The organism is Nonomuraea longispora, from assembly GCF_004348345.1.
Lineage (GTDB): Bacteria > Actinomycetota > Actinomycetes > Streptosporangiales > Streptosporangiaceae > Nonomuraea > Nonomuraea longispora.
The window spans coordinates 17,237-29,900 of record NZ_SMJZ01000102.1 but is presented as its reverse complement, the minus strand read 5'-3'; the positions used below and the strand labels follow the sequence as shown (position 1 = coordinate 29,900).

Genomic DNA, 12,664 nt, shown 5'->3' with positions numbered 1-12,664 from the left:
ACTACGTACCGCTCTAGAAACATTGCAGAGCGTTACTTTGGGGCTGGTTCCGCGGACCCGAGGGGGGCCCGTTACACGACAACGCCTCCCCGGCCCGGCGGGCGCGGGGAGGCGTTCGGTGTTCTCGGCCAGGGTTCAGCCGAGCAGCGGCACGAGTTGTTCCTCCTCGTAGTCGAGGTGCGCCTCCAGCTCTTCGGTCAGCCGGTCGGCTCTCAGCCGCTCCATCGCGGGGGCCAGCTCCGGATGGTCGCTCTCCATCGCCGGGAACATGAACCCGTCCTCGCGCTGGGCACGTAGCCGCCGTCGTGGTGGTAGGCGCGGACGGTGGCCGTGGACGGGAGACGCTCCGCGCCGAGCGCGGGCATCCGCCTCTCCAGCAGGTCCAGCCATGTGCGGCGCGGTCGGGCGGCTGGCGTGGGCTCAGGCCCAACCGGTTGCGCCTGCTGCGGCTGCTCGTCGGCGGGAGCGGGCGCGGGCTCGTCGGTGCGAAGGCTCTCGGGCGGCTCGTATGTGAACGTCATGGCGTGCCACCGTTTAGCTCCTCGTCGTTCGACTTCTCGGCGAACGTCCGCGTCTGCTGGGCAGGCTTTCGCCCAGTTCGCGCGCCCGGCGTGGGTCTCGCTGCAACAGCGCGTGCAGTTCCGACACAAGGAAGCAGGCGGCTCGCCAGTAGATCCGCCATGGCATGGTCTCTGCGTCGATCAGGGCGGTGTGCCGGTTTTGACGGTTCTGGGCACGCTTGGACACCATCTCCCCTTGGCGTGGCTCGCTTCGTGCCAACCGCCGTGCCGAGTGGAGAACCGCATTCGCGCACCGCGCCCGATCTCGGGTGCGGACGCCCGTGGGAATCCGTGCGGAAGGTCAGGCCGCACGCGCCGCTCACCCGCGACGAGTGTGGCCACGTGGGTGTACGCGAAGGCCTCCCGCACCGGTCCCGCTCTGGCGATCAGTCCCCAGCTTTCCTCAGGTCATCGGCAAAAGACTCGACGATTGCAACTGATTCGGTCATCTGGATCGGGGCGTCATACTCCGCGACGATGATGCATCGAAACGTCTTCACCACGGTCGCGCCGTCGGCGTGCTTCTTGGCATAGATGGAGCTGGGGTCGTCCTGGATGACGAAGAACTTCCGGCCGGCCAACCTAATGCCGTTGGCCTGGACACGAGCAAGATCCTTGAAACCCTCGATGAGGCTTAGCTGCTCCTCGCGACTGAGCGTGTACCCTTCGGACGCAGCCACTATTCCGCCGTCCAGCCCGACGATTGCCGCCCGGTTGACTTTGCCGGAGCCGATCAGATCGTGATCCACGTAGTGCTGCCAGTCGTTCATACACAGCCCTTCCTGTTGCGGCCTGAGCCCTACCAGCGACGCCGCCCATCTGCGCTCCCGGCTTGCACCGGCAGTGCACTTTCATCTGCTGGCCGACTCATCCGCTGATTCCTTTGGAAGCTTCAGTCTAACTGGCTGCCTGCACTGCAAGATCAACACGGTCTGGGACTCGTGACGCAGTTCTTACCCGCGTTCCGCGTAATTCGGGGTTCCTGGAGGTCGTAGCGACCTGAACGCGCAGCTCAGTGGCTTGGAATGTGGGTCGACGGCTGGATTCGCCTAGAGACGCGATTTCTAGACTTTGCTGTGCTGGCCTGGTCTTGGGTCATAAGGTCTGGAGTCGTGTACGTGAAGACGACGAAGCGGGAGAACAAGCCCGGGACCCGGGTTCCGCAGTTGGTAGTCACACGTTAGCCTGAATTTGGAGGTTGACCTGGGGGAATGCGTGTGGGGCCGGAGAGCGTCGTGTGCCTACGCCCTCCGCGGCCGGATGCTGGTCGGGTTAGCTAGCCGGGACGCTGGACTGGGTCACCTCGCATGAGCGGACACCTGGCGCAACGTTCACTGATTGGGCCCTGTAAGTTCGACGCCGCGTCACACACAGCGGAGTCGTGGCCGAGGGTGAAAGGTCTGCACGGCGTGACGATCACGGCAGAATAGGCGCGATACCTACCTCATCACCTCGCTGGTGCGATCTGGATCGGTGAGGGATCGGTGTGTGACCTGGACCACCTCGGATATCTGCGCGGGCAGCCGATCAGGGCGACCGACGTCCGCGCTGTGAGTCCGCCGGGGAATGGTTCGCCGAGGCGTACGCCCTGTGCGCCACCCGTCAATCGACTTCGTTCTGCACGGGCCGGCTGGCTCACCGGCCAGGCGGAACGACGCGGAGACGCTGTTCAGCCTGGTCGAGAGCATGTTCGCCGATGGCGACGCTACGCCGACGCCATCACCCGATGGGAACACATCACCGGACGAGAAGCACCCGCCCAGCCCTCCTCAACGATCAGAGCGGGCCACGACCCGCACCCGCGTTCATCGAATGGCTGATGGGCCTCGAACCCGGATGGGTCACCGACCTCGTGCTCGGGCTCGCCCAGAACCAGATGAGCACCGCCTTGGCAACGGCGTCCTCCCGCTCCAAGCGATGCTCGCACTCACCGAACTGGAGATCCAGTCGCGGCCGACTTGAAATCAGACTGCTGCTCCGAGCCTGGTGATACAGCGGACGCGTCGGACAAGGCTCTGGCCCCCATGGTGGGATAGAGAGCATGAGCGGTGTTGAGACCGGAGCAACCGAGAAGACTCCGCTGCTGTCGTGGACGGTCGATGCGGCCGTCGTCGCGGTGCTCATTGCGATCTTCTGGGCTCAGCCCCTGCTCACGACAGCGAGCGGTGCGAGCATGATCGTTGGCGTAACGCTCGCCGCAGCGGTGGCCGCCGCTGTGCTGCTCCGATGGAAGTTCCCGACCATTGCGCCCACTGTCGCGCTGGTCGCCACAGGTGTGGGGTCGATGCTCCAGGTGAGTACCGACCCGATGCTGGCCGTGGCCTGGTGCCTCTACCCGCTCGCCCTGCGTCGGGGTGTCCAGACGCGGATCATCGGCTCCGCCGCGATCCTGGTCATGATGCTCGTCCTGTGGACCTACGGCGCGGCGGGCTCCTCGGCCGTCGAGGAGCGTGTCATCTACGCGGGCATCGCGATCGGCGCCTCCTGGCTGCTGGGCCGCGCGGAGGCGCGGCGGCTGGAGGCGACCCGGCACGCCGTCCGCCAGCATGCCGAGGCCGAGCAGGCACGGCAGCAGACAGCGATGGCCCGCGAGGTGCACGATGTCGTCGGCCACGCGCTGAGCGTCATCCGTGCGGAGGCGGATGTCTCCCGCAACCTCCCCGGCCTCGGAGAATCCGAGCTACGGGAGAGCCTGGCCGGGATCGAGCACCGGGCGCGCGGCGCACTGGAAGAGGTGCAGGCGCTCGTGCGCGCCCTCCGCCTCGGACAGACCGATTCCGGGCGTGCGACCCCGCTGCCGCAGCTGGTGGCCGCAGCCCAGGTCAGCGGCATCGACGTGACGACGCGCATCGACCTGCCCGACACCATGGACGACGTGAGCCTGGTCGTCTCCCGCGTGGTGCAGGAGGCGCTGAGCAACGTCGTGCGGCACGCGAACGCGAACCGCTGCGAAGTCGCTGTCTGGCAGGAGGACCAGGCCGTGAGCGTGCGCATTGACGATGACGGGACCGGCCTCTCGGCAGGCCATACACCGGGCACCGGTTTGACCGGGATGCGCGAACGAGTCGAAGGTATCGGCGGATCGCTGACCGTGACCAACCGACTCGAAGGCGGCACCCGAGTCCTCGCGAAGATCCCAGCGGAGGTCGCGTCGTGACCGCCGCGATCACCGTGTTCCTCGCCGACGACGACGCGGATCTCCGCCAGGTCTACCGTCGCCTGCTCGACGGGACCGAGAGATTCCGCGTCATCGGCGAAGCAGGCACCGGCGAAGAAGCACTGCGCCTGATCTCCGCACTGCGCCCGAACGTGGCGCTGGTGGATGTACAGATGCCCGATGGGTCCGGCCTGGACGTGGTGCGAGGGGTCACCGACTCGGCCACACGGATCATCATGCTCACCACCTTCGATCTGGACGAGTACGTCACCGAGGCCTTGCGGGAGGGGGCGGCGGGGTTCCTGCTGAAGAACGCGTCCTCGGCCGAGGTGCTGGCCGCCGTGCGGGCGGTGCACGCCGGGCACAGCTCCCTCGCCCCGGAGGTGACGGCGCGGCTGGTCGAGCAGTTCAGCGGCCGGCCCCGGCCGAAGCCGCACGCTTTCGCGAGCATCCGGCTGAGCGAGCGGGAGCTGCAACTGGTGCGGCTGATCGCGCAGGGCGCCTCGAACCAGCAGATCGCCGCTGAGTTGCACCTGAGCGTGGAGACCGTCAAGACCTACCTCAAGCGGCTCTTCACGAAGCTCGACGTGAGCGACCGCACGCAGCTCGCGATCCTCGCGCATAAGGCAGGGCTGCTGCACGAGCCTCGCTGACCCTGCGAGGCCCGCGAAGTGTCCACTTTTGGGGGTCACAACGCCGATCGCGCTCCGGGCACGGTGGAACAGGTAACAGAAAGTTGCCTTGCCCATCGTGAGGAGCAGTACCGCGTGATCGAGATCAGCAACGTCTCCAAGAAGCACGGCCAGAAGACGGCGGTCGAGGGGGTGAGCTTCACTGCCAAGCCAGGACGTGTGACCGGATTCCTCGGTCCCAACGGGGCCGGCAAGTCCAGCACCCTGCGGATACTGCTCGGCCTTGACCGCCCGACCTCTGGCACCGCGCTCATCGACGGCAAGCCCTACGCGTCGCTGAGCCAGCCACTTCGCACGGTCGGCGCGATGCTCGACGGCGCATCCGCAGTACCGGAGCGACGCGGGGTGGATCATCTGCGCTGGATGGCGCAGTCCAACCGCATCCCCCTCCAGCGCATCGGCGAGGTGCTGGAGACGGTCGGCCTGACCGACGCGGCCAAGGTACGGGTGCGGAAGTACTCCCTCGGGATGAAGCAGCGTCTCGGCCTGGCCGCCGCGCTACTGGGCGAGCCGCGCATTCTCGTGCTCGATGAACCGGTCAACGGTCTCGACCCCGAGGGCATCCGCACCGTCCGCACGTTCCTGCGCCGGTACGCGGATCAGGGCAACACGGTGCTGCTGTCGAGCCACCTCATGGGCGAGACCGCCGAGACCGTCGACGACATCGTCGTGATCAACAAAGGCCGCATCATCGCCGACGGCACCCTGGGCGAGATCACCGAGGGGCACGGGTCGCTCGAGAATGCGTTCTTCACGCTGACGGGCAGCGAGCCCGGGAAGAGCTGGTGAGCGATGGCGCCGCAACGAAAGGACGCCCGATGAGCACGACCGCACCAGTTCGCACGGACGCACCACGGATCGGCATGCCGAGCATCGTCCGTGCCGAGTTCACCAAGTTCCTCACACTTCCGAGCGTATGGATCGTCACGGCCATCATCTGCATGATCTTCCTGTTCCTGCACATCAGGGGCCTCGGAGATCACGCCGAGATGATCGCCCACGTCCTGCCCGACGGGCAGTACGACACCGGGAACCGGCTGGTGGACGTCGGACGCGAGATCACGGACCTGGTCTACGTCGCTCCGCTGAACGCCGGCCTGCTGCTGCCCGCACTGGGTGCGGTGATCGCCGGAACAGAGTTCCGAGCTGGGCAGCTCGGTCTCAGCATGGTCGCCGTACCGAACCGGGCGCGCTTCGTGACCGGGAAAGTGTTCGCGACCACTCTCTGCGCCCTCGGTCTCTGGGCCGTCTTCGTCGCCGTCGGATTCGTCTTCGCCCACATCTCCGTCAAGGACTGGGACCCGACCGTGCTGTGGCAGTCGGCGGTGTTCCTCTCGTGTGCTCGCCTGCTGCTGTTCATGGCCACGACCACGCTCATCGGATTCGGGATCACGATCCTCGCTCGCAGCACGCTCGTGGGCATCATCTTCTCGGTCGTGACCATCATGCTCGTGTTCGCTCAGGTCGTCGCCATGATCTCTCCGACGTTGGACGCGATCCTCGTGCCGTTCAGCGCCGCTCGGAATCTGCTCCTGCAGGAGGCATCAGGCCCGCCCACGACAGCAGGGGCCGGGCACGGAGCGCTCGTCCTGGTCGGCTGGGCCCTATGTTCCGTCGGCGCTGCCGCGGTCACCATGACACGAAAGGACGCACGATGAGCACAACCACCGAAACGAAACCCCCGGTGATCCGACACCGCGATGTGATCGTCTCCGAGATCACGAAGATCACCTCGCATCCGGCCACACGCCTGATGCTCGCCATCACAGTCGCGGCGAATCTCATGCTCGCCGGCATCGATGCAGCAGGAGTGCCCTTCTATACGACGGTGGAGCAGCTCGAGGGCGTGGAGGAGCCCAACACGCTGTCGTCGTTCGGCATCATCATGCTCGCCCCGATCTACGCGTTCCTCGTCATCCCGGTCTGGGCGGCCGCGACCGAGCACAGCGCCGGGCAGATGCGCATGAGCCTCGCCGCCACACCCCGCCGAGACATGTTCGTCGCCGCGAAGTCCGTCGCGATGCTCACTGCGACCATCATTGCCGCGATCATCGCGACGGTGCCGGCTCGACTGGTCATCGGCATCGCCGACGGAAATGCTCTCGGTGATCTGCTGATCGACTCCGTCCAGTGGGTCGCGGCGTACATGTTCATGTCGGTGATCGCGTTCGGACTCGCGGGAATCCTCCGAAGCGCGATCGCGACGCTCGGGATCCTGATCGGAATCCCCATCGTCGTCGCAACCGGCATCCTGCAATGGCCCGACGGCATCCGCTTCCTCCCCGACCAAGCCGCACTGAGCCTGGTGGGAACCCCCGGCTACGACGTCACCGAACTGCCGCCCGGCATCGCCGCGCTCACGCTGCTGATCTGGTCGATCGTCGCGGTCGCCGCTTACGCGTTCGCGGTAACCCGTCGAGACGCCTGAGCAGAGGCATTGCCCATGAAATACCGCTCTACCTGGAAGGAGCACCCCATCACCATGAACAAGAAAAAGATCGGCACGATCATCGGCGTCGCCGTCGGTGTACTCGCACTCGGGCTCGCGGCTGCGTTCCTTGTCGCCGGAGTCTGAACATCACTGATACAGAGACGGAGTGAGCACATGAGTATCACCGGGTGGCTGGTCGCAGCGATCGTTGCGACCAGCGCCGTGGCGGCCTATATCTGGATGTTCTTACACGCCAGACGGGAAAGGGGTCCGCGATGATCGAAGGTCTGAGCTCGTCCCAAGTGCAGACCAGAGATTATCGAGACGCACTGGCCGACGGAACCTTCGGCCGAACCGTCCGACCTGCGGTTTGATACGACGGTAGGTCGCGAGCCTCTTGATCGGATATCAGCCGTTGCTCGCCCGCACGCGTACGATCCACCGTCCGATCGGGCCGCTCTCGTATGACTGTGTGAAGCTCATCGTGATCCGGACGGGGTCGGCGATCCTGTACTCGGAGTTCGGTGAGCGACCCGTCAAGCCCGGTGACGTTGTGCTGCTGGGCGCGAATGCGCTCTGCGGGTCGGAGCCCGAAGGCCACGTCACCGTCACGACGATCTACGCCGACGCTGACTTCCTGCTGGATCAGTTGTATCGCCGGTTCACGCCGCTGCGGGCCGAAGCACGCCAGGTTCGCGATGCGCTGCAACGCGACATCGCTCGGAGCTGGGGACTGCCAGAGCCGGCGGGCATGGTGCATCTGTCCACGAAGCAACTCTCGCGGGTGTTCGTGAACGCCTACGGGAAGCCGTTGACGTATCTGACGATGCCGCGGGTCGAGGAGATGGCACGCCTGCTGCGCGAGACCGACCTGACGATCGAGCAGGCCGGCCGACCAGTCAGCCGGCGCTCTCGCAACCGCGCGTCGTCGGCGTTCCGAGAGTGCGTCGGGATCACCCCGAGCCGGTACCGGGCGATGCGATCCGTAGGCGGCATGGTGCCCACGTTTGAGACTCCGGTGCCCACCTAAACGACCCCATTCCGCGCCCCCCGGACCCAGCATCCTGGTATCGCCTGAATCGGAGTGAGAAGCCGAAGCCGGGCGAGATGGTGCGCTCGCGGATGCTCGGCGTGCGCCCCGCCTACGTCCGGGACGTCTCGCAGACCGCTGGGGAACCGATCCCGGCACCACCGTCGCCGGTGCTGTTGGAGGGCGAAGCGCCCGACGGGCTCTGGGATGGGCTCGCGCAGCAGGTGCGAGCGGCGGGGTTCACGGTGATGCGTGCCGCATGAGGGCATGATCCACGGCGCGAACGGTCTGACTGATTTCGAGGCGAAGACGGTCGCGGTGCGGGAGAACATGGACCCCGCCGCCCAGGTCAAAACGTTGGCGCACGAGCTCGCGCATGTGCTGATGCACGACCCCGACCAGGAGGACGCCCGCCATCATCGCGGGATCGGCGAGGTCGAAGCCGAATCCGTCGCGCTCATGATCGGCGCCGCCCACGGAATGGACACCACCGGTTACACGATCCCGTACTGGCCGGGTGGGCGGCGAACGTCGACGGCAAGGAACCCGTCGAGATCGTCAAAGCCACCGGTGAGCGAGTGCGGAAGACCGCCGCAGGGATTCTCGATCAGTTCGAGGTCGAGAGCATGGGCGGCACCTACCACCAGGTCGTGGGCGACGACATCCCGCAGGCGCTGCTCGACTTCGCCCGCGACGTCAACGCCACCCAACTCGTCCTTGGAGCATCGAGAAGAGGCCGTTTCGCGCAGGTTCTCTCCCGGGGCGTGGGCGTGGAGCGCCGCCGGCCTGGTGAAGGCGAATTGGCCTCCCATACCTGCCCCAATAACCTGTCGGCATGGATGTCGATACCCGGCTGTTGCGCTACTTCGCTGTCGTGGCGGAGGAAGGAAGCCTTACCCGTGCCGCGGAGCGACTGTTCGTCTCCCAGCCGGCGTTGACCAAGCAGATCAAGCAACTCGAGGCCCGGCTCGGAGTGTCGTTGTTCGCCCGCTCCCGGAACGGCATGGCCCTCACCGAACCTGGCCGTTCGCTGGCCGAGCACGTGCCCGCGCTGCTGGCCGGGCTGGACCAGGCACTGCGCGCGGCCAAGAGCACGGCCGCCCAGGCCGCCCGCGTGCTGCGGGTCGGCTTCCTGGCCAGCGCCGCGAACGAAGCCACCCCGCACATCATCGCCGAGTTCGCCCGCCTGCGGCCGGGCTGGCGAGCCGACCTGCGACAGGCGTCCTGGGCGAACCCGACGGCCGGATTAGCCGACGGAGACGTCGATGCCGCCCTGGTGCGACTGCCGTTCCCCGGCCAGGAGAGCTTTCGTGTGGAAGAGTTGTTCTCCGAGCCCCGCTTGATCGCGTTGCCCACCGCGCACCCCTTCGCCGTACGCGAGGAGATCCCCTTCCGGGATCTGTGGGACGAGCCGTTCGTGGCCGCCCCCGAGGAAACCGGACGGTGGCGCGACTTCTGGCTGGGCATCGACGAACGGGAAGGCCGCCCCGCCCGTGTCGGCGCCGTCACCGACCATCCGGACGAATGGCTCAGCGCCATCGCCAACGGTTACGGCATTGCGCTCGCTCCCGAGTCCGCCGCTCGTTTCTACGCTCGCCCTGGCGTCACCTACCGGCCGGTGACCGGCGTCAGTCCTACGCGGGTCGGCATCGCCTGGGCTCCCGCTGACGACGCCAATCCCGTCGTCCAGGACTTCGTACGCTGCTGCTTGGACACCAGGCCCTCCCCTCCGGTGCCACCCCAGCACTGAAACACTTCCTGGTCAGGTCAGGAGGTCGCCTGCGTAGCGGGCGTACACGGCCGCGCAGCGGCGCATGGCGGCTTCGTCGACGTACTCGTGGGGGCCGTGGGAGACGTCCAGGCGGCCCGCGCCGTAGCCGAAGGCGGGGATGCCGAGCTGCGCGTACCAGCGGATCTCCAGGATGCCCGCGCACATCTCGAACCGGGCGGGCGTGCCTTCGACCTCGCCGACGACGCGGGCGAGCGCGCGGGCCGCGGGATGGTCCTGGTCGGTGGCGGCGGAGGGCTGGAGCTGGGTGGTGCGGATCGACACGTCGGCGCCGATCTCGCGGGCTGCCCCCTCGATGAGGCCCGTCAGGCGCTTGAGCTCGCCCTCCAGGTCCTCCTCCGGGTTGTAGCGTCCGTCGACGGTGAAGAAAGCCGAGCCGGGCACGACGTTGAAGTTGGAGCCGCCACCGGACAGGCCACCGACCACGAGCATGCTGCCGCGGGCGTCGCCGGGGTTCATGGGATACGCGGTGTGCCGCCCGGCCAGGTCGGCCGCGTACCGCTCGGCGGGGCGGGCGATGTGCAGCATGTGCTGGAAGGCGTTCACCCCACGATCCGCCTGTCCGACATGGGCCTCACGGCCCTGGATGTCGACGCGGAGGGAGACGGCGCCGCGGGCGGCGTGCCAGATGCTCCCGCCGCTCGGCTCGGCGGTGATCATAGCCAGCGCGCCGGGGTCGATCAGGCCCGCGGCGCGCAGGTGCCCGGCGCCTGCGACGCTGCCGGTCTCCTCGTCGCACACCAGGTGGACGACGATCCGGCCGTCGCCGAGCAGGCCCAGCTCCTTGGCGGCCGCGGCGCCGTAGAGCATGCTGACGATGCCGCCCTTCATGTCCGCCGTTCCCCGCCCGATGATCTTCCCGTCGCGGCGTACGGCCGTGAACTGCTCCAGGCTCTGAGCCGGCACCACGTCGAAGTGCCCGTGGAAATAGATGAGCTTGCCGCCGTCGCCTGCGGTGCCGCGGACGACGCACGGGTCGTCCAGGCCGCCGGACGGGTCGGCGACGTCGATGACCTCCGGTGCCAGCCCGAGCCGGTCCATCGCCTCACGCAGGACGCCGACGCAGCGGCGCAGCTCGCGGCCGGGCGGGTTCTCGGAGTCGACGGCCACGAGCCGTTCGAGCAGGTCCGCCATTTCCCCGGCCCGTTCGTCCAGCCAGGCCTCGACCTGTGCGGCTTGGTTCGTCATGGAGCTTGGCCCTTTCTCGGACGCCGTCACGTTCCGGCTGATCGCCACCCTTGCCGGGTGGCCGGTGTGATGTCCAATACCCGCGGCCATTCCACATCGGAATGATCGTCCCGTCGACCTGATCGCCCGCGGGCCGACGCGGTGGTGGAGCTTCCGCCCTGGTTCGGGGGCGCGGACGGGCGGGTTTCAGGAGTTCGTACAGGCTGGAGAAGCTGTCGTCGCCGTACCCGTCCGCCGATCGCCGGTCGAGCAGCGCCTTGAGCGGGTGGTGGACGCGCGGGTCGACGCCGCGCTCGGCGCTGGCGGCGACCAGGGTGTCCACGGCGTGGCGGTTCAGGTCGATGGTGGAGGCGGCGTCCGCGTAGGAGCCGGGTGCGGCCTCCTTCGCCAGGTGCGGCAGGAACGCCGCCATGTCGCGCAGCCAGGCGGCCGCCAGCGGGGCGAACCTCTCGGGGCCGGTGTCATACGTCTCCAGCAGGGCGGCGGCGTGCAGGAATCCGGTGAGGGCGGCGTAGCCGGTGCCGAGCACGGCCAGGCTGTGCGTCTCGGCGGCGGGGTCGGGCGCCCAGGTAGTGGCCGCTGGCCATCACCTCAAGTGCCGTCCGGTGCTCCTCGAACGCCGACTCGGAACCGCTGAAGAAGAAGGCCTCGGGTGCGCCGATGGTGTGGGGCAGGGCCATCATGGCGCCCGCCAGGTGGTCGGCGCCGGCGATGGTCGTGCCCATCCGGCCCAGGCCCAGGACGGTTACGCGGGGTGCTTCGTGCTCGGTCATGCCGCCGCCCCCTTCGACAGGGTCGTGATGGTGCTGGCGACGCCGGCCGCGCCGTGGCCGGCGGCGGACGCGCGCTCCAGCAGGTTCGTGAAGAGCTCTGGCACGTCCGTACGGATGCCGGCGGCGGCGCTGGCGTGGAGGAGGTGGGCCATCGCGGCGGCGTGCACGTCCACGGTGCCGTCGTCGTCCGGGTATCGGCCGTCCTGGATCTGCCGGGCGTGCTCGGTCATGAGCGAGGTCACGAACGGCATGTGGCTCGTCGCCACCGAGGCGAAGCCGGTGGCGTCCACACCCTCGGCGGCGACCAGGGCCACGGCGTGGTAGAAGCCCGCCAGCGTGCCCCACGCCAGGCCGAACAGCGCACCATCGTACAGGGATGCCAGCGCCGGATCTGCCCCGAGATGTACGGCGTTGCCCAGGCTCGCCAGCCCCCCCTGGTGCTCGGCGAAGGCGTCCGCGGAGCCGCTGAAGATGAACAGCGCCTCGCGCGGCCCGACCAGCCGGGTGCCGCTCATGGCGGCACCGTCGAGGTAGGCGGCCCCGTGCCCGCTCACCCATGCGGCCAGGTCGCGGGCCTCGTCGGGGGCGCCGGAGGCGAGGTTGACCACGGTCCTGCCCTGAAGGGTCGAGGTCGCCAGCACGTCGCGGACGGCGTGGTGGCCGGTCAGGCAGACCACGGCCAGCGGCGCCGCGCCGACCGCCTCCGCCGCGCTCGCGGCCCGCACCGCCCCCTGGGCGACCAGGGCATCGGCCTTGGCATCCGTACGGTTCCACACCGTCGTCCGGTAGCCCGCGGCCAGAAACGCCTGGGCCAGCCGGGCTCCCATCTGGCCCAGCCCGATCACCGCCACGGCCGGTCGTCCTGGCTTGTCGTTGTACGGAACTGCTGGCCGCCCATCGCCTGGTGACCCTCCCCGGCGCGGGCGGCGTGGGCACCGGCGATGACCTGTTCAGCCGGCAGATCGCCCGGCACCGCCAGGAGGGCACCCTCGACCACGCCGCTCTGGCCGGCCTGGCCTTCCTGCTGCTGGCCGCGGGACAAGC

At 68.1% G+C, this 12,664-nt stretch carries 13 protein-coding genes and 3 pseudogenes; 9 read left to right on the top strand and 7 right to left on the bottom strand.

Annotation, left to right across the window (positions count from 1 at the left end; translation table 11 throughout):
- Positions 1-135: 135 nt before the first annotated feature.
- Positions 136-270, bottom strand: coding sequence for a hypothetical protein (locus tag E1267_RS47390; protein ID WP_281283700.1), 135 nt, complete (start codon positions 268-270; stop codon positions 136-138).
- 676 nt (positions 271-946) lie between these two features.
- Positions 947-1,330, bottom strand: coding sequence for a profilin (locus E1267_RS24940; RefSeq protein ID WP_132335493.1), 384 nt, complete (start codon positions 1,328-1,330; stop codon positions 947-949).
- Positions 1,331-2,601: 1,271 nt separating this feature from the next.
- On the opposite strand from E1267_RS24940, the gene E1267_RS24935 reads away from it, so the two are divergent.
- From E1267_RS24935 to E1267_RS24895, 9 genes and pseudogenes are all read left to right on the top strand, one after another.
- On the top strand, positions 2,602-3,717 hold the full coding sequence (locus E1267_RS24935; protein WP_132335491.1) for a sensor histidine kinase: 1,116 nt from the start codon (positions 2,602-2,604) through the stop codon (positions 3,715-3,717).
- Positions 3,714-4,370, top strand: coding sequence for a response regulator (locus E1267_RS24930; RefSeq protein WP_132335489.1), 657 nt, complete (start codon positions 3,714-3,716; stop codon positions 4,368-4,370). Before E1267_RS24935 ends, E1267_RS24930 begins: the two co-directional genes overlap by 4 nt.
- 114 nt (positions 4,371-4,484) lie before the next feature.
- A complete protein-coding gene (locus E1267_RS24925; RefSeq protein ID WP_132335487.1) occupies positions 4,485-5,198 on the top strand; it encodes an ABC transporter ATP-binding protein in 714 nt (237 codons plus the stop codon).
- A gap of 74 nt (positions 5,199-5,272) precedes the next feature.
- A complete protein-coding gene (locus E1267_RS24920) occupies positions 5,273-6,067 on the top strand; it encodes an ABC transporter permease (protein WP_132335501.1) in 795 nt (264 codons plus the stop codon).
- Positions 6,064-6,837 (top strand): ABC transporter, encoded by a 774-nt coding sequence (locus E1267_RS24915; protein WP_132335485.1) that lies wholly within the window; start codon positions 6,064-6,066, stop codon positions 6,835-6,837. The genes E1267_RS24920 and E1267_RS24915 overlap by 4 nt, the downstream gene beginning before the upstream one ends.
- 475 nt (positions 6,838-7,312) lie before the next feature.
- Complete coding sequence (locus tag E1267_RS24910) at positions 7,313-7,870, top strand: helix-turn-helix domain-containing protein (protein WP_220449659.1); 558 nt, start codon at positions 7,313-7,315, stop codon at positions 7,868-7,870.
- 267 nt (positions 7,871-8,137) lie between these two features.
- Positions 8,138-8,302 (top strand): annotated as a pseudogene (locus E1267_RS47685) (ImmA/IrrE family metallo-endopeptidase); the annotation flags it as partial.
- A 185-nt stretch (positions 8,303-8,487) separates the two neighbouring features.
- Positions 8,488-8,640 (top strand): annotated as a pseudogene (locus E1267_RS48210) (adenine nucleotide alpha hydrolase family protein); the annotation flags it as partial.
- Between the two features lie 65 nt (positions 8,641-8,705).
- Positions 8,706-9,620, top strand: coding sequence for a LysR family transcriptional regulator (locus tag E1267_RS24895; protein ID WP_132335481.1), 915 nt, complete (start codon positions 8,706-8,708; stop codon positions 9,618-9,620).
- A 12-nt stretch (positions 9,621-9,632) separates the two neighbouring features.
- Here the strand turns inward: E1267_RS24895 and E1267_RS24890 are convergent, their stop codons facing one another.
- The 5 genes and pseudogenes from E1267_RS24890 to E1267_RS44550 form a co-directional block, all read right to left on the bottom strand.
- Positions 9,633-10,847: a M20 family metallopeptidase gene (locus E1267_RS24890; RefSeq protein WP_165959771.1), complete on the bottom strand. Its 1,215-nt coding sequence runs from the start codon at positions 10,845-10,847 to the stop codon at positions 9,633-9,635.
- 244 nt (positions 10,848-11,091) lie between these two features.
- A pseudogene (locus E1267_RS48005) lies at positions 11,092-11,376 on the bottom strand (imine reductase family protein); the annotation flags it as partial.
- Positions 11,309-11,620, bottom strand: coding sequence for a hypothetical protein (locus E1267_RS24885; RefSeq protein ID WP_132335477.1), 312 nt, complete (start codon positions 11,618-11,620; stop codon positions 11,309-11,311). The gene E1267_RS24885 and the pseudogene E1267_RS48005, both read right to left, overlap by 68 nt.
- Entirely contained in the window at positions 11,617-12,471 is an 855-nt protein-coding gene (locus tag E1267_RS24880) for an NAD(P)-dependent oxidoreductase (protein ID WP_220449658.1), read from the bottom strand. Before E1267_RS24880 ends, E1267_RS24885 begins: the two co-directional genes overlap by 4 nt.
- Positions 12,462-12,662, bottom strand: coding sequence for a hypothetical protein (locus tag E1267_RS44550; RefSeq protein ID WP_165959770.1), 201 nt, complete (start codon positions 12,660-12,662; stop codon positions 12,462-12,464). Before E1267_RS44550 ends, E1267_RS24880 begins: the two co-directional genes overlap by 10 nt.
- Positions 12,663-12,664: the final 2 nt, after the last annotated feature.

What these genes read in the sequence shown, in the direction of transcription:
- E1267_RS47390 (WP_281283700.1), bottom strand. Translation starts at nt 270, where the DNA reads ATGTTCCCGGCGATGGAGAGCGACCATCCGGAGCTGGCCCCCGCGATG.
- E1267_RS24920 (WP_132335501.1), top strand. Translation starts at nt 5,273, where the DNA reads ATGCCGAGCATCGTCCGTGCCGAGTTCACCAAGTTCCTCACACTTCCG.
- E1267_RS24935 (WP_132335491.1), top strand. Translation starts at nt 2,602, where the DNA reads ATGAGCGGTGTTGAGACCGGAGCAACCGAGAAGACTCCGCTGCTGTCG.
- E1267_RS24885 (WP_132335477.1), bottom strand. Translation starts at nt 11,620, where the DNA reads ATGACCGAGCACGAAGCACCCCGCGTAACCGTCCTGGGCCTGGGCCGG.
- E1267_RS24895 (WP_132335481.1), top strand. Translation starts at nt 8,706, where the DNA reads ATGGATGTCGATACCCGGCTGTTGCGCTACTTCGCTGTCGTGGCGGAG.
- E1267_RS24915 (WP_132335485.1), top strand. Translation starts at nt 6,064, where the DNA reads ATGAGCACAACCACCGAAACGAAACCCCCGGTGATCCGACACCGCGAT.
- E1267_RS24890 (WP_165959771.1), bottom strand. Translation starts at nt 10,847, where the DNA reads ATGACGAACCAAGCCGCACAGGTCGAGGCCTGGCTGGACGAACGGGCC.
- E1267_RS24940 (WP_132335493.1), bottom strand. Translation starts at nt 1,330, where the DNA reads ATGAACGACTGGCAGCACTACGTGGATCACGATCTGATCGGCTCCGGC.